Source organism: Sphaerimonospora sp. CA-214678 (genome assembly GCF_050942215.1).
In the GTDB taxonomy this organism is placed as follows: domain Bacteria; phylum Actinomycetota; class Actinomycetes; order Streptosporangiales; family Streptosporangiaceae; genus Sphaerimonospora.
Genome location: NZ_CP192056.1, coordinates 5,342,574 through 5,365,906 on the forward strand (window position 1 = coordinate 5,342,574; position 23,333 = coordinate 5,365,906).

At 71.2% G+C, this 23,333-nt stretch carries 24 protein-coding genes; 9 read left to right on the top strand and 15 right to left on the bottom strand.

Annotated features, from left to right (window positions below):
* Window positions 1-3 precede the first annotated feature (3 nt).
* Together ACQP1K_RS23820 and sigE are read right to left on the bottom strand one after the other, a co-directional pair.
* Window positions 4-564, bottom strand: a complete 561-nt coding sequence (locus ACQP1K_RS23820; RefSeq protein ID WP_433497916.1) for an anti-sigma factor family protein — start codon at window positions 562-564, stop codon at window positions 4-6.
* Window positions 561-1,169 (bottom strand): RNA polymerase sigma factor SigE, encoded by a 609-nt coding sequence (gene sigE, locus ACQP1K_RS23825; RefSeq protein ID WP_433501630.1) that lies wholly within the window; start codon window positions 1,167-1,169, stop codon window positions 561-563. The genes ACQP1K_RS23820 and sigE overlap by 4 nt, the downstream gene beginning before the upstream one ends.
* 185 nt (window positions 1,170-1,354) lie before the next feature.
* Here sigE and ACQP1K_RS23830 point away from each other — a divergent pair, with 185 nt between their 5' ends.
* A complete protein-coding gene (locus tag ACQP1K_RS23830; protein ID WP_433497917.1) occupies window positions 1,355-1,984 on the top strand; it encodes an O-methyltransferase in 630 nt (209 codons plus the stop codon).
* Here the strand turns inward: ACQP1K_RS23830 and ACQP1K_RS23835 are convergent, their stop codons facing one another.
* Window positions 1,985-3,442 carry a leucyl aminopeptidase gene (locus tag ACQP1K_RS23835; protein WP_433497918.1) on the bottom strand — a complete coding sequence of 486 codons (1,458 nt, stop codon included), beginning with the start codon at window positions 3,440-3,442 and terminating at the stop codon, window positions 1,985-1,987.
* Between the two features lie 91 nt (window positions 3,443-3,533).
* Window positions 3,534-3,701: a DUF3117 domain-containing protein gene (locus ACQP1K_RS23840; protein ID WP_083502187.1), complete on the bottom strand. Its 168-nt coding sequence runs from the start codon at window positions 3,699-3,701 to the stop codon at window positions 3,534-3,536.
* 191 nt (window positions 3,702-3,892) lie between these two features.
* On the opposite strand from ACQP1K_RS23840, the gene ACQP1K_RS23845 reads away from it, so the two are divergent.
* The gene (locus ACQP1K_RS23845; protein ID WP_433497919.1) at window positions 3,893-4,660 is read left to right on the top strand and encodes a PaaX family transcriptional regulator; all 768 of its coding nucleotides are present in this window, start codon (window positions 3,893-3,895) and stop codon (window positions 4,658-4,660) included.
* Here the strand turns inward: ACQP1K_RS23845 and ACQP1K_RS23850 are convergent.
* The 10 genes from ACQP1K_RS23850 to fdxA form a co-directional block, all read right to left on the bottom strand.
* Window positions 4,650-5,234, bottom strand: a complete 585-nt coding sequence (locus ACQP1K_RS23850) for a DNA-3-methyladenine glycosylase I (protein ID WP_433497920.1) — start codon at window positions 5,232-5,234, stop codon at window positions 4,650-4,652. The two genes, ACQP1K_RS23845 and ACQP1K_RS23850, sit on opposite strands and share 11 nt — an antisense overlap.
* The gene (locus tag ACQP1K_RS23855) at window positions 5,228-5,638 is read right to left on the bottom strand and encodes a hypothetical protein (protein ID WP_433497921.1); all 411 of its coding nucleotides are present in this window, start codon (window positions 5,636-5,638) and stop codon (window positions 5,228-5,230) included. The genes ACQP1K_RS23850 and ACQP1K_RS23855 overlap by 7 nt, the downstream gene beginning before the upstream one ends.
* 392 nt (window positions 5,639-6,030) lie before the next feature.
* Window positions 6,031-6,558 (bottom strand): hypothetical protein, encoded by a 528-nt coding sequence (locus ACQP1K_RS23860; RefSeq protein WP_433497922.1) that lies wholly within the window; start codon window positions 6,556-6,558, stop codon window positions 6,031-6,033.
* A gap of 267 nt (window positions 6,559-6,825) precedes the next feature.
* A complete protein-coding gene (locus ACQP1K_RS23865; protein ID WP_433497923.1) occupies window positions 6,826-7,401 on the bottom strand; it encodes a TIGR00730 family Rossman fold protein in 576 nt (191 codons plus the stop codon).
* Window positions 7,402-7,410: 9 nt separating this feature from the next.
* A complete protein-coding gene (locus ACQP1K_RS23870; protein WP_433497924.1) occupies window positions 7,411-8,157 on the bottom strand; it encodes a TIGR00730 family Rossman fold protein in 747 nt (248 codons plus the stop codon).
* A gap of 165 nt (window positions 8,158-8,322) precedes the next feature.
* Window positions 8,323-9,378, bottom strand: coding sequence for a succinyl-diaminopimelate desuccinylase (gene dapE / locus ACQP1K_RS23875; protein WP_433497925.1), 1,056 nt, complete (start codon window positions 9,376-9,378; stop codon window positions 8,323-8,325).
* Window positions 9,379-9,447: 69 nt separating this feature from the next.
* Window positions 9,448-10,260, bottom strand: a complete 813-nt coding sequence (locus tag ACQP1K_RS23880) for a hypothetical protein (protein WP_433497926.1) — start codon at window positions 10,258-10,260, stop codon at window positions 9,448-9,450.
* A 22-nt stretch (window positions 10,261-10,282) separates the two neighbouring features.
* Window positions 10,283-10,885, bottom strand: coding sequence for a DUF4178 domain-containing protein (locus ACQP1K_RS23885; RefSeq protein ID WP_433501631.1), 603 nt, complete (start codon window positions 10,883-10,885; stop codon window positions 10,283-10,285).
* Between the two features lie 67 nt (window positions 10,886-10,952).
* The gene (gene dapC / locus ACQP1K_RS23890) at window positions 10,953-12,032 is read right to left on the bottom strand and encodes a succinyldiaminopimelate transaminase (protein WP_433497927.1); all 1,080 of its coding nucleotides are present in this window, start codon (window positions 12,030-12,032) and stop codon (window positions 10,953-10,955) included.
* Between the two features lie 116 nt (window positions 12,033-12,148).
* A complete protein-coding gene (fdxA, locus tag ACQP1K_RS23895) occupies window positions 12,149-12,475 on the bottom strand; it encodes a ferredoxin (RefSeq protein ID WP_433497928.1) in 327 nt (108 codons plus the stop codon).
* Window positions 12,476-12,572: 97 nt separating this feature from the next.
* Between fdxA and ACQP1K_RS23900 the strand changes: the two genes are divergently transcribed.
* The 7 genes from ACQP1K_RS23900 (at window position 12,573) to ACQP1K_RS23930 (ending at window position 22,157) form a co-directional block, all read left to right on the top strand.
* Window positions 12,573-12,794, top strand: coding sequence for a hypothetical protein (locus tag ACQP1K_RS23900; RefSeq protein WP_433497929.1), 222 nt, complete (start codon window positions 12,573-12,575; stop codon window positions 12,792-12,794).
* Window positions 12,795-13,024: 230 nt separating this feature from the next.
* Window positions 13,025-14,125, top strand: a complete 1,101-nt coding sequence (locus tag ACQP1K_RS23905; protein WP_433497930.1) for an ABC transporter substrate-binding protein — start codon at window positions 13,025-13,027, stop codon at window positions 14,123-14,125.
* A 106-nt stretch (window positions 14,126-14,231) separates the two neighbouring features.
* Window positions 14,232-15,083, top strand: coding sequence for a class I SAM-dependent methyltransferase (locus ACQP1K_RS23910; protein WP_433497931.1), 852 nt, complete (start codon window positions 14,232-14,234; stop codon window positions 15,081-15,083).
* A 169-nt stretch (window positions 15,084-15,252) separates the two neighbouring features.
* A complete protein-coding gene (locus ACQP1K_RS23915) occupies window positions 15,253-17,238 on the top strand; it encodes a hypothetical protein (protein ID WP_433497932.1) in 1,986 nt (661 codons plus the stop codon).
* Between the two features lie 3 nt (window positions 17,239-17,241).
* Window positions 17,242-19,302, top strand: coding sequence for a UvrD-helicase domain-containing protein (locus tag ACQP1K_RS23920; protein WP_433497933.1), 2,061 nt, complete (start codon window positions 17,242-17,244; stop codon window positions 19,300-19,302).
* A 133-nt stretch (window positions 19,303-19,435) separates the two neighbouring features.
* Complete coding sequence (locus tag ACQP1K_RS23925) at window positions 19,436-21,334, top strand: sigma factor-like helix-turn-helix DNA-binding protein (protein ID WP_433497934.1); 1,899 nt, start codon at window positions 19,436-19,438, stop codon at window positions 21,332-21,334.
* 67 nt (window positions 21,335-21,401) lie between these two features.
* The gene (locus ACQP1K_RS23930; RefSeq protein WP_433497935.1) at window positions 21,402-22,157 is read left to right on the top strand and encodes a hypothetical protein; all 756 of its coding nucleotides are present in this window, start codon (window positions 21,402-21,404) and stop codon (window positions 22,155-22,157) included.
* A gap of 87 nt (window positions 22,158-22,244) precedes the next feature.
* Here the strand turns inward: ACQP1K_RS23930 and ACQP1K_RS23935 are convergent, their stop codons facing one another.
* Entirely contained in the window at window positions 22,245-23,294 is a 1,050-nt protein-coding gene (locus ACQP1K_RS23935) for an MBL fold metallo-hydrolase (protein WP_433497936.1), read from the bottom strand.
* Window positions 23,295-23,333 lie beyond the last annotated feature (39 nt).

The following is a 23,333-nucleotide window of genomic DNA, read 5'->3' on the forward strand; positions in this document are numbered from 1 at the left end:
CGGTCAGCGGGAAAACCCGGGAGTCGCGCTTCGTGACGGGGTCGGTGAGATCTTCGCGGTGGGCACGAGGTGCTGGACGGGCGGGTTGACGAACCCCTCGCCGGGGACCGTCCGCTGATGGGCGCCCGCCCCGTTCACCATGAACATCGTCCCGATGGCCATGGCGGCGGAGGCCACTCCCACCGCGACGTAGCCCGCCCGCCTGGCCCGGCTCGAGCGTCCGGGTCCGGACGCTCCGGGGATCCGGCGGGGGCGGTTGTCCAGCGGGGCCATGCCGTGCATTCCCGGCAGTCCCCCGCCGGTGAAGGCGGGGTGGTCGGGAAAGGGCCGCATCCGCGGCGGCAGCGGGCCGCCCGGCTCCGACATCCGAAGCAGCGACATGGTGAGATCCGCGGGCATCGCCGGAGGATCCATCGCGCGCAGGCGGTTCTTCAGCGCTCTCATCGCCTCGACCTCGCCGCGGCAGTCCGCGCAGAACGTCAGGTGCGCCAGCGCGCGTTCCCGTTCCGTGTGACCGAGTTCTCCGTCGATGAGCGCGGAGACGCGCTCGCCGAGATGACTCATTGTCCCTCCCTGCTGAACGAAGGGGGGGTTTGATCGTTCCTGTTGGCCGAGGGCGCCCGGTGGTCGAGCGCCTCCCGAAGCTGCGCCCGGCCCCGGTGGATGCGGCTGCGCACGGTGCCGAGCTTCACGCCCAGCGTCGCGGCGATCTCCTCATACGAGAGCCCCTCGATGTCGCACAGCACGACGGCCGCCCGGAACTCGGGGGCCAGGGCGTCGAGCGCGGCCTGGATGTCCGGCTCCAGATGTGCGTCGTGATAGGCCTGCGCCGGCGAGGGCTCCCGACCATGCAGCCGCTCGGCCGCGTCGTCCGCCAACCCCTCGAAACGGATGCGCTGCCTGCGCCGGGCCATGTCGAGGAAGAGGTTCGTGGTGATCCGGTGCAGCCAGCCCTCGAAAGTGCCGGGCGTGTAGCTGGACAGGGATCGGAAGACGCGGACGAAGACCTCCTGAGTGAGATCTTCGGCGTCGTGAACGTTTCCCGTGAGACGGTAGGAAAGGCGGTAAACCCTTGCGGAATGCGTGCGGACCACCTCCTCCCATGTGGGAGGCGTCCAGTCGGACACCGAAGTCTCCGCCTGGTGGTCGTGGTCGTCGGCCACCGGCATTCCTCTCTGCAGGACTGTCGCTACAGCCATAGTGCCTGGTTTCGCCCCTTCCTGCGCACCCTCTGCCGAGCAGCCTTGAACAAAGACCGTTCAAAGCGTGCAACGTCCCCGTTGCGGCGTGAGTTCCCGATCCGGGCCGACTCCCTTAGGCTGCGTCCCAGAAGGAAGCAGGGAGGGAGAGGCCGATGGCGACACCGGCCAGCCTGGAGTACGCGGAGGAGTTCGTTCCCGAGGACGACATCCTGCGGTCCGCGCGCCGGCGTGGCATCGAGGTCGGAGCACACCCGATCCTGCCCGGATGCGGTGCGGCGCTCTGCTTCCTCGCCACCGCGGTCAACGCACGCTCGGTGGTGGAGGTCGGCACCGGCTGCGGCGTCTCAGGGCTGTGGCTGCTGCGCGGCATGCGCCCCGACGGCACGTTGACCAGCGTCGACGTGGAACGGGAACACCAGCGGATGGCCCGGCAGGCGTTCGCGGAGGCCGGCTTCTCCGGCAGCCGCATCCGCCTGATCGGGGGTCTCGCGCTCGACGTGCTGCCCCGTCTCGCCGACGGCGGTTACGACCTGGTCTTCTGCGACGCCGCCAAGCAGGAGTACATCGACTACCTCACCGAGTCGGTACGGCTGCTGCGCGCGGGCGGCGTGGTCGCCTTCCGCAACGCCTTCTGGCACGACCAGGTCGCCGATCCGACCCGGCGCGACCCGGACACGGTCTCGATGCGCGAGCTCGGCAAGCTGGTCAGGAACGACGACCGGCTGCGCCCGCTGCTGCTGCCGCTCGGCGACGGCCTGCTGGCCGCCGTCAAGCTCGGCTGATCACACCGCAGGTCGGGCCGTCAGGTAGCGCAGGAGCAGACGCACCCCGAAGCCGGTGCCGCCCTTGGTGATCTCGGCGTCGTCCGCTGCCGCCCTGGCCGGTCCCGCGATGTCGAGATGCGCCCAGGGGCGTCCGCCGGTGAACTCGCGCAGGAACAGCGCGGCGGTGATCGACCCCGCGGCGCCGGACATCTTCCGGTCCACGTTCGTCAGGTCCGCGATCTCGGATTCGAGCGCGGACCGGTAGTCCTCCACGAGGGGCATCCGCCACAGCCGCTCCCCGCCGGCCTCCGCCGCCGCGAGCAGCTCACCGGCCAGCGAATCGTCGGTGGCGTAGAGCGCGGCGACCCGCTGGCCGAGTGCCACCTTGGCCGCACCCGTCAGGGTGGCTATGTCGATCACCGCGTCGGGGTCGAGCTCGGCATCGGCGTAGGCCAGCGCGTCCGCCATCACGAGGCGGCCCTCGGCGTCGGTGTTCAGCACCTCGACCGTGCGCCCGCCGTACTGCCTGATGACGTCGCTCGGCCGCTGGGCCGTTCCCGATATGGCGTTCTCGGCGCAGGCGATCAGCCCGGTCACCCGGACCGGCGCCGCGAAGGCGGACAGCGCGCTCATGGCGGCGATCACGGCGGCGCCGCCCGCCATGTCGGTCTTCATCGTCTTCATTCCCTCGGTGGGCTTGAGCGACAGCCCTCCGGTGTCGAAGGTGATCCCCTTCCCGACGAGCACCACGTGCGCCCTCGCGCCCTCGGGCGCGTACGACAGCTCGACCAGCCGGGGCGGGCTGACCGATCCCTGTCCGACCGCGAGGATGCCGCCGAAGGCCCCGAGCTCGGTTTCGTCCCTGATCCGTACGGCGAGGCCGGAGTCGGCGGCCACCGCCGCCGCCTGTTCGGCGAGCCAGGCCGGGGTCTTGATCGAGGCGGGCGTGTTGACCAGGTCCCGGGCCAGCGCGGTGGCGCGTGCGGTGGTCTCGCCGCGGCGCAGCGCGTCCTCCCGCCCACCGGCGAACAGGATCTCGCCGACGGGCCTGGTTCCGTCCCTGCCGATCCTGAACGTGTAGGTGGCCAGCAGCGCGCCTTCGGCCAACGCCGCGAGGTCCCCGTCCGGGGGAACGACGACGGCCAGCGAGGCGCGGCCCCTGGCCTTCCTGGCGAGGGCCGCCCCCGCCTTGCGCAGGGCGTCGGCCTCGCGGTCGCCCGTGCCGTACAGCAGGAAGCCGCCGACGCCGTCACCGCGCGCGAAGGGCACCTCGAAGACCTCTCCGGCCTCTCCCTTGGCCTCGTAATGGGCGAGCAGAGCGCTCACGGGCACCGGCAGCTCGACATGCGGCGACCCCGGCGTCGAGGCATCATCGACGCCGAGCGTGAGATCGGTCCCGAAGGGCATGGCGACGAGCTCCCGGCCCGCGACCGCGTCCGAGGCCGCCGCGAAGGCGAGCGTGGTCTCGATGGGCAAGTGAAACCTCCAGAAAACGGAGCGGCCCCGGCGCGTGGGGATCCCGCTGCACTCCCCTGCGCCGGGGCCTGAATCTACAGTCGGCTCGGGGTCAGCCGACCACGTTCTTCAGCGCGTCGCCGAGGGCGCTGGCCTCGTCCGCCGACAGCTCGACGACGAGTCGGCCACCACCCTCAAGCGGGACTCGCATGACGATGCCCCGTCCTTCCTTGGTGACCTCCAGCGGACCGTCGCCGGTCCGCGGCTTCATCGCCGCCATGCGTGTATCCCTTCCCGCGTTGTCGGTCACCCCGTGGGGCAGCCCATGGGGTAACCGGCGTATTCACGTTTCTGTGATGTCTTATTATCCCGCCTCCGGGCTCAAAAAGGTAACGCCCCGGCTCCGTTCAGTGGATCAATGCCGCTTCGTCCGCGTTGTGACTGGCGGCTTCTGACCGCACACTAGAGAGGATGAACGCCCGAGCCGCCCTCTTCGATCTCTACGGTGACCACCTCCGCCACCGAGGTGGCCGCGCCTCCGTCGCCGCGCTCGTACGCCTGCTCGCACCGCTCGACATCGCCGCCCCGGCCGTCCGTACCGCTATCTCCCGCATGGTGCGCCAGGGCTGGCTCGATCCCGTACGGCTCCCGCAGGGACCGGGGTACGCCGCCACCCCGAAGTGCGAACGCCGCCTCGACGAGACCGCCGCGCGGATCTACCGAATCGGCAGGGCGACCTGGTCGGGCCGTTGGCATGTCCTGGTGATCGAGCCGATCAGGGAGCGCGCCAGGCGCGAACGGCTCCGGGCCGACCTGACCTTCCTCGGTTACGCGCCGTTGGCGGAGACGACCTGGATCGGGCCGTGGTCCTCGCCGGAGCTCGACGAGCTGAGTGTTCCGGCCCATCGGTTCGAGGCGGCGTTCGAAGGCGACCCCCGGACGCTGCTGGCCCGCGCCTGGGACCTCGACGGGATCGCCGGGGCCTACCGGGACTGGCTGGCCGGCGCTGTCGAACTCGTCGGCTCCCTGCCCGACAACGCCCCGGACGACCGGGTCTTCGCGGTTCGCAGCCGGCTCCTGCACGGCTGGCGCAACTTCCTGTTCCGCGACCCCGGGCTGCCCGCCGAGCTGCTGCCGTCCGGCTGGCCCGGCGACGAGGCCCGCGACTTCTTCGAGCGGGAGGCCGGCCGGCTGCTGCCGGCCGCCGCCGCGTTCGTCGACCGAAACCTCAAGACTTAGCGAGGCGACACGCCTCGCCGCGGAGACCGTCGACCTCAGCGCGTACCCAGCAGTCGGCGATGTGGTCGTTCACCAGGCCGATGGCCTGCATGAGCGCGTACACCGTGACGGGGCCGACGAACCGGAAACCATGCCTCCTCAGCTCCTTGGCCAGGGCCGTCGAGGCCGGAGTCCTGGCCGGGACGTCGGCCAGGGTTCCCGGCGGCGTCCCGGGCTCCCCTGCATACCGCCAGACCAGGTCGGACAGCCCGCCGGGCAGTTGCGACGCCGCCCTGGCGTTGGCGATGGCCGCGTCTATCTTGGCGCGGTTGCGCACGATGCCGGGGTCGGCCATCAGCCGCTTCACGTCCGCCTCGCCGAACTCCGCCACGGCCGGGATGGAGAACCCGGCAAAGGCCGTACGGAAGTTCTCCCGCTTGCGCAGAATCGTCAGCCACGACAGTCCCGACTGGAACGCCTCCAGCGTCAGCCGCTCATACACCCCGTCGTCCCCGCGGACCGGGCGGCCCCACTCACCGTCGTGATAGGCGGCGTAGTCGGGCGCCGAGTCGGCCCAGCCGCAGCGGATCACCATGCCTCCTCCGCGTCCGCCCGGTCGTCCTCCCAGTCCGTGGACGGGGCGTCCGGCTCGCGCCGGATGCGCGACGGCAGGGCGGCACGCGCGTCCTGAAGCGCCTGTATCCGCCCGGCCGTCACCTCGGTGAGGCGCCGCTCCAGCACGGCGATCCGCGTGTCCCGCTCGCTGAGCGCGACCGAGACCCGCCGCAGCGTCTCGTCGACCGCCTCGGTGTTGTAGCCGACCATGCTGATCGGAAGCCGCAGCGCGGCCAGGTCCGCCGCGGTCATCCGGCCGACATCGGGCAGGTCGAGCGGCGGCACGTCGGGGGGGAACTCCGCCATTTCACCGCCGTGTCCGAGGGAGGCCATCACCACGCATCCCACGACGGCGATCCCGGCGATGGCGAGTACGACCAGCACATACGCATCGTGCCACAACTCGTATCCGCACGAGCCGCGAAGCCCGACCCCGCCCTGCTCGGCTCACCCCTTCCCGTATCCCCCCCACCCCTACCCCCCGCCCCCCATGCCGTGATCTTGCGAATTCTTGCAAGTCACCTCGGTGGCCTGCGCAAACCTATTTCGTGATCTTGCATTAGCTCGCACGCAGACCACCTGACGTGCGCCGATACATTAGCTGATCTTGCAGTGAGCCTGGGTGCAAGATCACGAAAGCCGTTTTCGCAGCTCAACGAGCAGGTGTGCAAGAAACTGCAAGATCACGAGCGCGAAATGCCTGCTCACGATGGGGACCTGCGAGCATTCGCAAGATCACGGCATGGGGGGTGGGGGTGGGGGGTGGGGGGGAGACCCTAGCAGCCGCTCTTGGCGCATGCTCCGGGAACCGTACCGGCCGGGCCGTCCGCAAGGTCGGGGCCGTCGGCGGCCGGGCCCGACGAGCCGGACCCCTTCGAACCGCCGGAACCCGCCGAGCCGGAGTCCGTGGAACCGGAACCCTTCGAAGCGGAGCCGGAGCCCGCCTGGTCCCGGGCGGCGGCGCCGTCACCGGCCGCGCCGCTCTTGCCGGCGCCGTCCCCCGAGCCACCCGATGCCCCAGGGTCGTTCGCGGCGCCGGAGCCCCCGCCGTCGGCCGCGCCGGGCGCCTCCGCCTGGTCACCGCCCGCACCGCCGGACCGGTCCGCCGCCTCCTCGTCTCCGCCCGCCTGATCGGCGCCGGCCTGTCCGGCGGAATCCCGATCGGCGCCCGGCCGGTCCGGCGCGGTGGACACCGAATCCCTGGCGGGGCCGTCGGACCCGGTCAGTACGGAATATCCGACGCCCCCGGCGGCCAGCACGGCGACCAGGGCCGAGGCGGCGATGACAAGGGTCTTCTTGCTCACGGACGTGGAGTCGTCCGCCGGCCCGGAGAGAATCTCCGACCGGCCGTGATCTGCATGGCCGTGATGTGCATGGCTCGTCTGGGAACGGACGTGCCCTCGCATGTGAAACAGCTCCCTGCGGTCGTTTCGGGGGAAACCTCCCTGGTCACGCCCTGGGGGATCCGCTCGACGGCGAGACCCCGGACGCTCCGTGGCTTCCGCGGGTAGCTGCCTACACTAACCACAGGAGTGGACAAACCGCACATAGACCCCTAAAGAATCATGAACCTACTCGCCCAGTTCCTCCCCGGTGGGCCGCAGGCTCGGCCCCGGCCTGTGCAGCAGGTCGAGTGCCTCCTCGACCGTGCTGGCCCAGGAGATCCCGTCGAAGACGTTCGGCCGGGTGAAGCCCTGCTCGTACATGCCGTCGACGAGGTCGCGCAGCGGCTCGTAGAGCCCCCATGGGTCGAGCACGACCAGCGGGCGGTCGTGGAGGCCGAGAACACGGGTGGTCCAGATCTCGAACAGCTCCTCCAGCGTGCCGATGCCACCCGGCAGGACGAGGAACGCGTCGGCCCTGGCGTCCATGACGCCCTTGCGCTCCCGCATGTCCGCCGTGACGATCAGCTCGTCGGCGTCGGTGTCGGCGATCTCGATGTCCACCAGGGCCCGCGGGATCACCCCCACGGTGTGGCCGCCGCCCTTGCGCACGGCCCTGGCGACCTCCCCCATGCAGGAGACGATCGCCCCTCCGCTGACCAGGCCGTGACCACGCCGGGCCAGCTCCGTGCCCACGTCGGCGGCCAGGTCGAGATATCTGCGATCGATCTTCTGGCTGGATGAGCAGTACACGCAGACGTACACCGTGACGCCCTATCGATCGCCGTTGCGATGGGCCGTCTCGGTGATGATTCGGACGGCCTCGTCGGGATCGTCGGTGACCGAGAGCAGATCGACGTCACCCGGGGAGATCTTGCCGGTCTTCATCAGCGTGCCGCGGATCCAGTCCAGCATCGGTCCCCAGAACTCCGACCCCATCAAGATCACCGGGAACGAGGTCACCTTGTGCGTCTGGACGAGGGTCAGCGACTCGAACACCTCGTCGAGCGTGCCGAATCCTCCGGGCAGCGCGATGAACCCGCAGGCGTACTTGGTGAACATCGTCTTGCGCACGAAGAAGTAGCGGAACTCCACGCCGAGATTGACGTAGTCGTTGAGGCGCTGCTCGTGGGGCAGCTCGATGCCCAGTCCGACGGAGATTCCACCGGCCTCCATCGCGCCCTTGTTGGCCGCCTCCATGAGGCCCGGACCGCCTCCGGTGATCACGGCGTAGCCCGCGCGGGCCAGCGCCGTGCCGAGCCGTACGCCGAGCTCGTAGTCGGGGCTGTCCGGCGCGACGCGGGCGGAGCCGAAGACGGTCACCGCCGTGGGCAGATCGGCGAGGGTGCCGAACCCCTCGACGAACTCCGCCTGGATGCGCAGGACCCGCCAGGGGTCCTCGTGCAGCCATCCCGTCGGCCCCCTGCGGTCGAGCAGGCGCTGGTCGTAAGTGGATTTCGGAACGAGGTCGCCGCGGACCAGTGACGGGCCCTGGCGGCGTTCAGGTTGTTGGGGATTCATATTTTTCCACGCTAGTCGACGGAGGCGAACAATCTTGAAACCGCACGGAACCGGGGGCGGAGGTGGCGCCGTCTAAGAGACGAGGGTGCTGCTCGGGACCGAAAGCGGCTTTCCCCGTCTAATGGCCGGCGAGGAAAGCCGCTTTCGTCTTGCCGGGACCCGGTCTCACCCGGTGAGCCAGCCGACCATGCGGCGCTCGCACTCCTCGATCTTGGCGAGGCCGACGTGCTCGCCGCTCGTGTGCGCGAGGTTGGGGTCGCCCGGCCCGCAGTTGACGGCCGGAATCCCGAGAGCCGAGAACCGGGCCACGTCGGTCCAGCCGAGCTTGGCACGCGGCACACCGCCGAGCGCCGCGGCGAAGGCGGCGGCCACGGGGTGGGTCAGCCCGGGGCGGGCGCCGGGGGCGCCGTCGGTGAGCCGCACCTCGAACCCGTCGAACACCTCGCGAACGTGATCGAGTGCCTCATCGAGGGTGCGATCCGGAGCGAACCGGTAGTTGACCGTCACCACGCACTCGTCCGGGACGACGTTGCCCGCGACCCCGCCGCGCACGGCCACCGCGTTCAGCCCCTCGTGATACTCCAGGCCGTCGACGACGGGCCGGCGCGGCTCGTAGCGATCCAGCACGTCGATGATCGGCTTGATCGCGTGGATGGCGTTGACGCCCTCCCATGACCGCGCGCTGTGCGCCCGGACGCCGCGGGCCACGACCTCGACCCGCAGCGTGCCCTGGCAGCCTCCCTCGATCAGCCCGTCGGTCGGCTCCATGACGACCGCGAGGTCTCCGGCCAGCCAGTCCGGGTGCTCGCGGGTCAGCCGCAGCAGGCCGTTGCGCTCCGCCTCGATCTCCTCGCACTCGTAGAAGACGAAGGTCAGATCCCGGTTCGGGTTCTCCAGCAGGGAGAGCTTGAGCTGGACGGCGACGCCGCTCTTCATGTCCGAGGAGCCGCAGCCGTGGAGAACGCCGTCGGCCACCCGGCTCGGCAGGTTGCCGGCCACCGGAACGGTGTCGATGTGCCCGGCGATCACGATCCGCTCGGCCCGTCCCAGTTCGGTGCGTGCCACGATGTTGTGGCCTACCCGGCGAACGGTCAGGTGGCCCAGGGGGAGCAGGGCCTCCTCGATCGCGTCGGCGAGCGCTTTCTCGTCTCCGCTCACCGACTCGATGTCCACCAGTCGCGCCGTCAGCGCGCCCACTTCCTGTGCAAGGTCAAGCCGCATGTCCCCTGACCTTAGTCGTGTTTCGATAGTCATGTCCTGCTGCGCGCGGGCCCAGACGGCGCCCCGCGGTCAGGCGATCTGCACGGCCCCGACGGCTCTGCCCCCGTCCTCGCCGTCCTTCCGCCAACCGTCGTGACCGGTGGCCGCCGTCCAGGTGACCCCGCTGTAGCGCACCTGCCGCAGGCCGTACTTCTGCGCGTGCGCGACGTACCAGGCGGCGATCAACCAGCCGCGCTTGGGTGAGGAGTCGTCGCCGATCTCCTTCAGCAGCTGCTTGCGCGCGGCCTCGGGCCGCGGCGCGACCGAGCCGTCCGGCGGCGGATACCAGCAGTGCACCGCCTGGGGCACCCGGCCGGTGAACGCGGCGGAGAGGATCTTCGCGGCCGGCTCGTGCTGGGCGTACGCCGAGCCGTCGGCCGAACGCTGTACGGCCTGGGCCGCGTCGTGCAGCGGCAGGGTCCGATAGCGCTTGACCTTCTCCAGGGCGGTGAAGAACTTCCTGGTCGCGTAGACGGGATCCTGGAGCTGCGTGGACGTGCCCCAGCCCATGGACGGCCGCTGCTGGAACACGCCGACCGAGTCGCGGTCGCCGTACGGCAGGTTCGCCAGCTTCGACTCCTGGATGGCGGTCACGTAGGCGATCTGCAGCGCCCGCTCCGACAACCTGCGCCGGACCGCGACGGCCGCGATCGTGGCGGCGATCTGCGTCTGCTCGACATCGAGATCGAGCGTCCCGTCCGGGGTCTCGATGATGCAGTGTTCGCCCAGGGCGAACGGACGGGCTTTCTTCAACAGGTGATAGACGCCGTAGTAGATGCCGCCCGCCAGCAGGGCGACGATGACCACAATGGTCAGAGCGGTTCTGGACGTGCGTCTGGTCACCTTGCAGAACTTACCTCCAGTGTCAGGGGAGGCGCTCCACGGAGATCGATCCGGGGGGCAGCGGACGGGCGTGGGACGAGGTCCACTGACCTCCCTGGACGCGTTGGAAGCCCAGATGGCGACCGTCGCCTGCCCGGTAGTCCGCGAAGTCGAGCAGGCCGCGATCGGGGAGCCCGGTCACTCCCTCGGAGCGGAAGGACGCCGTGCCGCGGTCGACGGGGTAGAACTCTACCCCTTCCACGATCAGCATGTGCTTGGCCGGGACCATGCCCTGGGTGGGGACCTCGGTCCACAGCATGACCTCAAGATGGCCGGGCATGCCTTCCGCCGGGCCCGGCCGTTCCTTCACCGACAGCCACTGGTAGCGCCGCGTGCCGTCGTCCAGCAGGTATTCGGTCCACTGGTCGCCCTGCCGTCCCATGTGCAGCGCGCCGAGAACGCGCAGCCGCGCGGCCTGGACGTAGACGGTGTCGCCCACCCTGATCGTTCTGGGGTCGAAGTAGTCGGGATCGTCGGCGGAGACCCCGCCGGCCTCCCCCTCGGGCTCGTCCGGCGACGAGGACACGGGGACGGTGGACGGCGAGCGGCCCCGCCGCGAACTCGCGACTAAAGCACCCAAAACCACAACTATTGTGGCAAAGCTCAACACGAGCACGACCGCTGTCGCCATGCCGCGCGATCCTACTGGAGGCTCATACGAGCCGCATTACCGCGGTGTCGACCCGCTCGTCGACGGCCGTGATCGCGACCCGGATGTGGGAACGGCCCGCGTCCCCGTAGAAGTCGCCCGGCGCCACCAGGATGCCCTTCTCGGCGAGCGCGCGCACCTGGTCCCAGCAGTCGGCGCCATTGGTCGCCCAGAGGTAGAGCCCGGCCGCAGAATGCTCGATGCGCCAGCCCGCCCGCTCCAGCGCGGGGCGCAGCACGGCCCGGCGCCGGGCGTACCGCTCCCGCTGCTCCAGCACGTGCCGGTCGTCGTCGAGCGCGGCGACCATCGCGGCCTGGACCGGCGCCGGCATCATCATGCCGGCGTGCTTGCGCACCTCGAGCAGGCGTTTGACGAGCCTGGAATCCCCCGCGACGAACCCGGCGCGATATCCGGCGAGGTTCGACCGCTTCGACAGCGAGTGGACCGCGAGCAGGCCCTCCTGCGATCCGCCGCACACGTCGGGGTGGAGGATCGAGACGGGCTGTTCCTCCCAGCCCAGCTCGATGTAGCACTCGTCGGAGGCCACGATCGCACCGCGCTCGCGCGCCCACGCGACGACCTTGCGCAGATGCTCGGCGGGCAGCACCTTGCCCGTCGGGTTGGACGGGGAGTTGACCCACACGAGCGGCACACGCTCGGGTCCGAGCGCCAGCAGCCCGTCCGAGGCGTACGGCTCGGCACCGGCGATCCTGGCCCCGACGTCGTAGGTGGGATAGGCCAGCTCGGGGAACACGACGCGCTCGCCTGGACGCACGCCGAGCAGGGTCGGCAGCCAGGCCACCAGCTCCTTGGAGCCGATCGTCGGGAAGACGTCCGCCGGATCGACGGTCACCCCGTGGCGGCGGCGCAGCCACCCCGCGGCCGCCTCACGCAGCCGCGGGGTTCCGTACGTCTGGGGATAACCGGGGCTGTCGGCCGCGTCCGCCAGTGCCGTACGGATGACGGGGGGCACCGGGTCCACCGGGGTGCCGACCGACAGGTCGACGATCCCGTCGGGATGCGCCCGCGCCATGTTCTGGTACGGCACCAGCCGATCCCACGGGAAGTCCGGCAACTCGATCAAGGAAATCCCCTCGTCAGTGTGGTGCACATCGATGCGGGCGCACGCCGCCGTACGTGATCACGGCACGCGGGCACCCGGCGGGGCCGAGGGCGGCCGCGCCCCGGCCCGGTCCCGGGTCAGTCTCCTTCCGCCTGCGGCGGGAGGGTGGCCACGACGGCGTGATCCTTATTGATCTTGCCGACCTTGGAGGCGCCGCCGGGCGACCCCAGCTCGTCGAAGAACTCGACGTTGGCCTTGTAGAAGTCCTTCCACTGGTCGGGAAGGTCGTCCTCGTAGAAAATCGCCTCGACCGGGCAGACCGGTTCGCAAGCCCCGCAGTCCACGCACTCGTCGGGATGGATGTAGAGCATACGCTCGCCCTCGTAGATGCAATCGACGGGGCATTCCTCGACGCACGCCTTGTCCAGGACATCCACGCAAGGCTGCGCGATGACGTAGGTCACCTCGGGCTCCTTCTGGGTTCGCACGGCTCGGCCGCTGTTGCTATTACCTAGTATTGCGGTGCCCGACGCTCGCCGGAACCAGGAGGGGGTGGTTGTCGTGGAGCCTCGCCTCGGAGCCCGGCTGGTGGTCCGGGTCGGCCCCGATGACGTGGGACGACGGGTGACGCTGCGACGCCGCGTGCCGGACGGCTTCCGGGACGCCGTCGGCGTGCTGGAATCCTGGCAGGACGGCGTGCTCGCCGTACGCAGGCGCGACGGCACGCTGGTCGAGATCGCGGAGGAGACGCTCGTGGCGGGCAAGGTCGTCCCGACCCGATGAGCCCGGGGACCGTCTCGAAGAGCCCGGGGACCGTCTCGAAGAGCCCGGGGAACCGGCGCGGATCGCTTGGCGGATCCACCGGATCTCTTGGCGGAGTCGCCGGCGCGTCCCCCGGCACGCCCCCGGCGGATCCCCCCGGTCGCATGCGCCGGTAATCAGCACGCAAACGGCGGCACCTGCCCGCGCGTGCCTCCTCGCCGGGCCGCCCCCGATTCGCCGATATTCGGAGCGTGACCATTCGCGCCCGCGCCGTAGCGGCGATCCTCGCCTCGATGACCGTCTCCGTGACCGCCTCGGTGACGACCTCGTGCTCGGCGCCGCAGCCAGCAGACAAGAAGCTTCCGCCGGTGAACCCGCGGGCCACGAGCCTGCGCGAGGGATTCGGCACGATGGAGCGGCTGGTGGAGGCGGCCAAGAAGGAGGGCTCGCTCACCGTCGTCGGGCTGGCCCGCAACTGGGTCGGCTACGGTGAGATCATCGACCGCTTCTCCGACAAGTACGGCATCAAGGTCGTCAGCACCCTGCCGGACGCCAGCAGTCGGCAGCAGATCGACGCGGCCACCCGGCTGAGCGGCACCAAGGACGCGCCCGACGTGTTCGACCTCAGCCTCGGCGTGGCCGTGGCCAACGCCAAGCGGTTCGCGCCGTACCGGGTCAGCGGCTGGACCGACATCCCGGACACGCTGAAGGACCCCAAGGGCCTGTGGTTCGCGGCGTACGGCGGCTACATGTCGATCGGCTACGACCCGCGCAAGCTCCCGGCCCCGGCCTCCTACGCCGCCCTGCTCCGGCCCGGCGCCCAGGTCGCGCTGCCCGGCGACCCGCGGCGGATGGCGTCGGCGTTCAGCGGCGTCATGGCCGCCTCGCTGCGCGGGGGGCAGCCGGACGCCGCACGCGGGGTCGACCTCTTCTCCCGGCTCAAGAAGGGCGGGATGCTCGCCCGGCCCGCGCAGGCCACGGCCGTGCTCGACTGGGACTTCATGAACTCGGCCGCCGCAGCGCGAGACCAGAAGTCCTGGCAGGTCACGATCCCGCGGGGCGAAGTGCTCGCCTCCTACTACCTCCAGGCCGTCAACGCCGAGGCGCCGCACCCGGCCGCCGCACGCCTGTGGGCGGAGTTCCTGCTGTCCGACGAGGGCCAGAACCTCTTCCTCAGGGCGTACGCCCGGCCGGCCAGGATGGAGGCCATGGAGATGCGCGGGACCGTGGACCGGGACGCCGCGGCCAGGCTCCCCGCGGTCTCCGGAACCCCGGTGGTCCTCACGATCCCGCAGCAGGACAAGGCCAGGTCGTACCTCAAAACCCACTGGACCGGGATCGCCGACAGCTGACCACGGTCTCTGTGACGGTATGCGGTTTCTGCTCTAGATCTCGCCGAGTCGGTCGAAGCCGTAAAATTGCGCCGTTATCACAGCGACCTTGGAATGCGAGCCGACCTTGAGATACGAAGCCCCGAGCCACCTGGGGAGGAACGCCTCAAGCAGCACGCAATGGGGCACCTCGGGAGGCGCCGGGTGGGACACCTCGACGCGGGCGACGTGGCACACGCGCGGCGACGACGGCTCCTTCTTCGGTTACGTTTCGACCCAGGGGGCGCCACTCGTCGAGCTGCTCGCCCCCCGGCCGGGTGAGCGTGTGCTCGACCTCGGCTGCGGCACCGGCGTGCTGACCGCCGAGATCGCCGCCCGTGGCGCACAGGTGCTGGGCATCGACGGCTCGCACACCATGATCGAGGCGGCGATAGCGCAGCATCCCGGCCTGGACTTCACGGTCGGCGACGCCAACGACTTCACCGTGGCCCAGCCGTACGACGCGGTCTTCTCCAACGCGGCGCTGCACTGGATGAGCCGCGATCCGGACTCGGTGATCGAGTGCGTACGGCTTGCGCTGCGGCCCGGCGGCCGTTTCGTGGCCGAGTTCGGCGGGGCGGGCAACTGCGCCACGCTGACCTCGGCGATGCTCACCGCGTGGCGGGAACACGGTCTGCGCGAGCCCGAGTTGCCGTGGTACTTCCCCAGTCCCGCCGAGTACGCCACGCGTTTGGAGAAGAGCGGGTTCGCCGTCAGGGTCGTGGAGTGCTTCGACTGCCCCACGCCACTGGACGGTTGCCCGAACGGCGCGGCCGACTGGGTCCGGATGTTCGCCGGCGCACTGCTCGAACAGGTGCCTCCGGCGACCGTCGAGCCGCTGCTCCGGCGGGTCAACGAGCTCGCCGCCCCCGCGTTGCGGCACGAGTCCGGCTGGCTGGCCGATTATGTCCGCCTGCGGTTCGCCGCCGTACGGCACTGACCTCGGCGACCGGGTCACACCATCACGTCGTCGACGGTCCGGAGGGAAGAAATCGACGCTCCTGAGGGAGGAAACGGCCACCAAGACAGGGGGATTTGCCAGACTATGTTCTGGTCCATGAGTGATGGGGAAAGCCTTGAACTTCTGCCTGAGTGACCTCGTGCCACCGTTGCGCTGGAGTGACGCCACCCGCATCGACCTCCTCGTGGCCCGGCCCGGGCTGCCCGACGCCTGGTGGCGGAGCCTCCCCCTCTCCCACGTGCTCACCGCACACGATCCGTCCTCGCTCGGCGAGCTGCTCACCGATCTGGCCATGGAGCACTGGCCGGCCGCCGCCGTGGGGGACCTCCTGCCCGCGCTGTACGTGCTCGATCCGGATGAGGCCGACGACCCTCAGGTCACGATCGCGCTGAACCGTACGGGCTCCTGGCCCGGGCTCCTGTCGCTGTCCGCCCGGGAGCTGGCCGACCAGCCGTTCATCAACGCCCGCCCGATGCTGGCCGCCCTGTTCACCACCGTGTTCGAACGGCTCTCGCCGTCCGCCGCGCTTTCTCCGGCCGGACCTTCGGCCGCCGCCGGACGCCCCGGCCCCATGTCCGGTGCCTTCGCATCCGGTGCCTTCGAACCCCCCGCCGTCGAACCGCTCGCCGTCGAACCCCCCGCCGTCGAACCCCCTGCCGCCGAGCCTCCCGCCATCGAACGCGCTGCCGTCGAAACCCCTGCAATCGAATCCCCGGCGTCCGGCTCCCCCGCCGCCGAACCCCAGGCTCCCCGGCCGCGGGCCCTCGAACCTTCGGCGCCCGGCCTGCCGGACTCGGCCGGTTTTCCAGACTCGATCGGCTTCGCGGGCCCGGCCGGCTCCCCGGTCTCGGTCGACCTCCCCGCCCTGATCGACTCGGCCTTCGCCGACCTGGACGACCAGACCTGGATGGTGGCGCAGAACCGGGTGTTCACCAGCGGCCCGTCGTCCGTCGAAGACCTGGCCAGGCTGCTGGCCGTCTCCCCCGACGTGATCACCGCCCTGGAGGCCGCCCTCAGGGCCCGGCTGGCCGAATGGCTCACGCTTCCCGTGGCGGAGCCGTACCGCGAACACCTGGCAGGTACGGCGGAGGCACTGGGCACGGCCGCTCCCCTCGCGCACCTGGCGGCCGTCGCCGACTGGCATGGCCGGGAGCTGCGCTTCCTGGAGGTGCCGGCGTGGCAGTTCGTGCTCGCCACGCTGCCCGGCTACCGCGTCTCCGGCGACTGGCTGGTGGCCGCTGACCCGGCGGAGCTGCGCGAACGGACCCGCCGCCTGATAGCCGAGGCGGAGCCGCCGCCCACGGTCGCCCGCGCCGTGGAGCTGGTCGCCTCCCTCGGCATCCGTCCGGATGTGGCCAAGCAGTGGCTGGAGACCGTGCCCCAGATCCGCATCCAGAGCGGCTCCCGGCCATCAGCGCCTCCGGACAGGGCCGATCGCCGGGAGGCCGGCGACATCCCCGGCGGCATCCCCGGCGAAGTTCCGGACGGCGTCCCCGGCGCCCTCCCCGGCGGTGACGCCTCCGAGGGCCCTCCCGGCGGGATTCCCTTCGGGCTCTTCGCCGGACCGCCTGCCGAGCTCCCCTCAGGGCTTCCCGCGGGGCTCTCCGCCGGGCTTCCCGCCGGGCTCAAGGACGTCGCGCTCACCCGGCGCTGCTTCCGCCAGCCGGACGGCCGGTGGTGGCTCAGGGTCGACGTGACCGGTGCGCACCTGAGCGGCGGCGAGGTGTCGCTGCCCACCGGCTTCGCCGCCTATCTCGGGCTCGCCCCGGGCACGAGCCGCGTCGTGCGCAGCTCCGCCGGGGCCGTCGTGCTGGCCTGGCACGCCCACCCCGTCCTCCGCTCGATGGAGCGGCTCCTGACGGAGGTGGCGGCCGAGGAGGACGGCCACCTCTTCCTCACCCTCTCCGAGGAGGGGATGCTGCGCGTACGGCATCTGCCCGCCGCACAGGACGGAGAGACGACGAGGAGGGCGCTGCGCCTGGTGGGCTACACCGCGCCCGGCCGTGACCGGGAGCAGGCCGAGCGCGTGATCGCGACCCGGATCGGGCTCACCCACGGACAGGCCGACCGAGAAGAACTCCTCGCGCGGCTGCGCGAACGCGGAGACCGCGATCTGCTGGAACTGCTGGGATAGCGGATGTCCCGGCTCGCGATCGCACCGGAGTTCGTCCGTGATCTCGGTGCACTGGCCCCCCCGGTGCGCCGGGATGTGATCGTCATGCTGCGCAGGCTTCTGCTGGGCTCCCCAGCGGCACCGCATCCGGAACGGGTCAGGGGCGGCCGGGACCGGCGCGTCATCACACTGCGACTCGCCGACCAGCACCGGGGCGTCGCCGTACGGCACGACGATCTGTACTGGCTCGTCACCGTGCTGCCCGACACCATGGCGTGGTCCTTCGCCCAGCGCCACCGGTTCGGGGTGAATCCGGCGATCGGGGTCGTCGAGACCTGGGACGCCGAGGCGCTGGAGCGGATCGAGCCGGCGTTGCGACGGGCCTCGCTGAGCTCGGATCGGCGGCTTTTCGCCGCGTACCGCGACGCCGACCTGCTGAACCTCGGCATCGACGACGAACTGCTGCCGCTGCTGCGGCTGATGGTCTCCGAGTCCCACCTCATGGCGGTGGAGCCGCTGCTGCCGGAGAGCCAGCTCGCCCCGCTTTCCGTGCTCGCCCGCGGCGGCTCGCCGGAGGCGGCCTGGCGGGAGCTGGACTCGTGCCGATCGTCGCCGGGGCTCGTGAGCGATCCCGACGACCTGCCGTCGGCGCTGCGGCGCAGCCCGCACCGTGCGGTGTTCACGCCCGATCGGCACACGCTCGACCGGGTGCTCACGCTGCCGCACTGGTGCACCTTCCTGTATCCGCCGCAGCACACCTACGCCAACCGGCTCTACTACGACCGTCCGGTGCTGGTCACCGGGGGCGCGGGCACCGGAAAGACGATCATCGCCCTGCACCGGGCGGCCCATCTCGCCCGGGCGGGCACCGGCCGGATCCTGCTGGTCACCTTCTCCCAGGGCCTGGCGGCCGAGCTGTCGGCGAAGCTCGACATGATCCTCGACGACAAGGCGGCGCGCGGCCGGATCGAGGTGGGGAACATCGACCGCGTCGCCCAGCGCGTGGTCGCCGAGGCGGAGGGCCATCCGCCCACGATCGTCGGCGCCGACGACCTCGCCGAGCTGTGGCGGGAGGCGGTGGGCGGCCGGTTCGGGCCCGCGTTCCTGCACCGCGAGTGGGAGCAGGTCATCCTCGCCCAGGACCTGCGCACGCTGGAGGAGTATCAGGCCGCGACACGGCCGGGCCGCGGCGTCGAGCTGGACGCGGCGGCCAGGGCAGCCGTGTGGGCGGCCGTGCGGCACGTCGTCGGGCGGCTGCGGGAGTCCGGCCGCCGCACGCTGATCCAGCTCGCCTCCGACGCGGCGGGGCTGCTCGGCCGGGCGGTGGGCGACCTGCTGGGCGACGAGGCCCCGGGGCGGGAGCCGTACCGGCACGTGGTGGTGGACGAGGCGCAGGACCTCCATCCGGCGCAGTGGCGGCTGCTGCGGTCGGCTGTCCCCGTCAGTCCGAACGACCTGTTCATCGTGGGCGACCCCCATCAGCGGATGTTCGACACCCGGGTGGCGCTCGCCGACGTCGGCATCCCGGCCCGCAGGTACCACCTCAAGATCTCCTACCGGCTGCCGCAGGAGATCCTGTCGTGGGGCGTGCGGCTGCGCGGCGGCGGCCCGGCCGACGGTCTGGTCAGCGGGCAGGCCGACCTGTACGGCTTCCGCACGGTCGGCCACGGCCCGCGCCCGATGGTGCGGGAGTACGTGAGCCAGGAGGCCGAGATCGACGGGCTCGTCTCCCATGTCTCGGCGTGGCTGGAGGAAGGCGTGCCCATGGCCGGCATCGGCGTCGCCGCGCGTACGGCGGACCTGGTCAGGGCCGCCCGTACGGCACTGCGCGACGCGGGCGTCACGGTCAAGGTCACGATGCTGCACGGCATGAAAGGGCTGGAATTCCGGCGGGTGGCCGTGATAGGCGTGGCAGACGGAATCGTGCCGGCGCCGGAAGCGCTGACCCCGGTCACCGAGGATCCCACGGCCCGGGCGCACGATCTGCAGAGAGAACGGGGGCTGCTCTACGTGGCGTGCACGCGAGCGAGCGAACTTCTTTATGTGTCCTACTGCGGACGCGCCAGTCCCTTCCTGCCCACATGATCTCCAGGGAGTTTCCACGGATCTTCATCGTGGCGCGGCGCCATCCGGACGGCCGCGAGAGCAGGAAGATCCACACGACGCGACCTGGATCCCCTAGTCTGATCCGCGGACACCTTCCCCTTGTTGGACATGCATGAACCTGAGCCTTAGCGACATCGTCCCCCCGTTGCGCTGGACCGCGCCCAGTCAGGTGGAGCCGATCGCGAGCGACCCCGGCCTCCCCGACGCCTGGTGGCACGCGCTGCCACTCGATCGCGCCTGTGCGGCGGTGGGCACCGCCCAGGTGGCGTCCCGGCTGGCCGACCTCACCACCGCCTGCTGGGCGCACCTGATCCTCGGGGACATCCTTCCGCTGCTCAGGTTCACCGATCCCCAGGAGAGCCAGAAGACGCCCGGCCCCCGCGAGAGCGTCCACCGGCTCTTCACCGAGATGATCGACAAGCTGCTGGCCACCGATCCCGGCGAGGACGCCGCACCGGTCGGTGTCCCGGTCCCCCCGGCCCTGCCGGAACGCCCGATGCCCGAAGTCATCGACGAGATCTTCGCGGGGCTGGACGAGCGGCAGCTGGCGATCGCCAGGGACCGGCTCTACTTCGATGCCTCCCTCCACGCCGAACAGCAGCAGCCCGGCCAGGCCGTACACCACCGGGCCACCCTGGACGAGCTCGCCCAGCGCTTCTCGATCACCCGGGAGCGGATCCGGCAGATCGAACGCGACCTGCGCGACCACGTCATGGAGTGGCTGACCCGCCCGGAGGCCGCTCCGCTGAACGCCCACCTGTCCTGGCTGCGCAACCGGCTCGGCGCGGCCGTGCCCGCCGACGACCTCGCGGCCGCCGTGCCCTGGCACCGCGCGGAACTCGTCACGCTGGCCATCCCCGCCTGGCGGGTCGTCCGTACGCTGCTCAGCGGATATGAGCAGGTGGACGGCTGGCTGGTCGCCGGGGGCGCCGACGAGCTGCGGGAGAAGACCCGGCAGCTCTTCGCCGACGGGCCGCGCCCGCTGGGCGAGTCCGTGGTTTTGATCGGCAAGCTCGGCATCCGCGAGGACATGGCCGAGCGCTGGCTCGCCGCGATCCCGCACCTGCGGGTCCTGGACGGCCACGTGGTGCCCTGGCCGCGCGCCCTGGGCGACCGGGCCGAGGCGGTGCTGTCCGTCGCGGGAACCCCGCTGACGCCCGAGGAGATCCAGGCGCGGATCGGCGGAGAGCACAGCCTCGCCGGTGTACGCGGCCAACTCGGCTCCGACGAACGGTTCCTGCGTCTCGACCGCAGCAAGTACGGCCTGCGGCGCTGGGGCGGCGACGAATACCTGGGCATCCGGGAGATGATCACCCGGGAGATCGAGCGGGCCGGCGGCGAGGCCTCCGTGAACACGATCGTGGACAGTCTCACCTCGCGCTACGACGTAAGCGAGAGCTCCATAAGGGCGTACGCCGGGGGGCCCGGGTTCGAGCGCACCCAGCGCGGCCACATCAGGATCGCCGGGCAGGAGCCCGCCGAGCCGTACCATCCGCGTCGCGACGTGTCGATGACCCGCCGCTGCTTCCGCAGCCGCGACGGCCGCTGGTGGCACCGCGTCGACGTCAACGCCGAGCACCTGCGCGGTTCCGGCTCTCCCCTGCCGACCGGCTTCGCCGCGCACCTGGGCATGGCCCCCGGTGGGCAGCTCACCGCCTCGGCGCCGAGCGGCGAGGTGATCATAAGCTGGCACAACCAGCCGACCATCGGGTCGATCAGGCCGGTGCTCGCCGAGTACAACGCCTCCGAGGGCGACCACGTGTTCCTCACGGTCTCCGACGGCGGAGAGCTGCTGACCCGGTTCCTGCCCGCCGCCGTGGCCGGGCTGCCGCCGCTCAACCAGGCCCTGTACCTCATCGGCTACACGGCTCCGGTCGCCTCCGAGGCGGAGGGGCTGCGGCTGATCGGCGCCCGCATCGGCCTGCCCGAGGGCGCCTCGCGAGAGGAGGTGCTCGACCGGCTGCGCGAGCGCGGCGACCGGGAGATCCTGCGGTTCCTCCCCTCCGCTTAGGCTCCGAGGTCCCGCGGTCACGGGGGCGTCCGGCGAACACCGTCAGCCACGATCTAGGCTCGGGAGCATGCTGTCCCTGTACGACATGGTGACCGGGCGGACCGAGCCGATCGTCCCGCCTTCCTCGCGGGTCCTGCTGATGCACGTCCACGGGGGCGGGGCCGATGACCGGCCCGCGCGGCTGGACGAGCTGCGCCCGCTCGTGCTCGCCGACGTGGTGCGCAGGATGGGCGAGCGGCGGCGGCTGCGCGTGCTCGCCTTCCATGACGTCGAGCCGCCGCGCGACGACGTACTCGCGCTCAACGTGCGCCCGCAGGAGCACCCTTCGCCGGCGGGCGCCGACGTACGGATCGACCTTCACGTCGGCGCGGCCGGGTCCCCGACGCCCCGGAACGGCTCCCCGGGCCGCTGGGCGGTGACCGGGCGGGTCGGCCTCCCCCGGCAGCCGGACGCCGCTTACCTGTCCGATGTCTCAGCGGCCGGGCTCGATCCGGTGGCCGTACGGCAGGCCTTCCTGGCGTACGGATATCGGTCGCCGATCGAGCTGACCTGGGCCGTCCTGCGCGAGGCCGACGAGACGCTCAGACGGTGGCGGCGGCGGGTCGCCGAGTGGGCCGAGTCGCCCAGCCGTCCCATCGACAAGGACCGCGCTGCGCCCGTGCAGCTGGCGCTCGACGACGACCTCGACACGCCGCTCGCGCTCCACCTGCTGGCCGAGCTCGGAGACGACGAGTCGGTGCCGCCGGGGTCGCGGTTCGAGACGTTCCTCCACTTCGACCACGTCCTCGGTCTCGGTCTCCCGGCCGACATCGGCAGGATCTAGGGAGTGCGCGCGGCAGGGCATGCTGACAGGCACTCACCGGGCAGTGCACCCGGGCAGTGCACCCGGGCCGGGCGCGTACCGTCCGCTTCAGCGCAGCACGCGGCTCTCGCCGACGGCGAGGTCCCACAGGTCGTCGGGGTCGAGGCCGTGCGCGGCCCAGGCCGCCCGCGCCTCACGCACCGGCCCGAGGAGCGGCTCGGCCGAGAGCACGAACGTGCCCCAGTGCATGGTCGCCATCCGGCGGGCCCCGACGTCGACGCAGGCCTGCACGGCCTGCGCGGGGTCGACATGGCTGACCTTCATGAACCAGCGCGGCTCGTAGGCACCGACCGGCATCAAGGCGAGGTCGATGCCCGGGTAGCGCTCACCGATCTGGGCGAACCGCTCGCCATAGGCCGTGTCGCCCGCGAAGTAGACGCGGCGGCCGCCCCAGCCCAGCACCCAGCCGCCCCACAGGGTGCGGCAGGTGTCCCAGAGTGTGCGGCGGCTCCAGTGGTGGGCGGGCACGAAGTCGAACGTCACGCCGCCGATTTCGGCGGACTCCCACCAGTCGAGCTCGGTGACGTCGCGAAATCCCCGGCGGGTGAACCAGGACGCGAGCTTGGCGGGGACGAAGATCGCGGTGTCCTTGGGCAGCCGGCGCACGGTGGCGGCGTCGAGATGGTCGTAGTGGTTGTGGCTGATGACGACCGCGTCGATCTTCGGCAGGTCCGACCAGGCCACGCCCGGCGGGGTCAGTCGCTGACGCACACCCGGGATCTTGCGGGACCAGACGGGGTCGGTCAGCACGGTGAGCCCGCCGATCTGGACGATGTAGGTGGCGTGGCCGACCCAGGTCACGATCACGTCGGTGGTGGCGGCCCGGGGAAGACCGCTGCGGTGGACGGGGATCTGGTCGGCGTCGCCGACATCGGTGCGGAACCCCCCGTGCCACATCACGCTCAGGACCTCGCGAAAGGCCGGCAGCGGCGTGGTCAGGCGGTCGGCGAAGCTCGACGGCCAGCTGCGGCGTGAAACGGCCGGGCTCCGCGTGCCCTCAGAGGTCTGGGGTGTCTGGGGTTTCTGGGGAACCTGTGGGGCCGATGGTGTCTCGACTGATGGTGTCTCCGGGCTCTCAGGGCGGATCGTCTGCGACATGAACCCCTCCCTTCCGCATTCCATGATCCCCGTACGGGC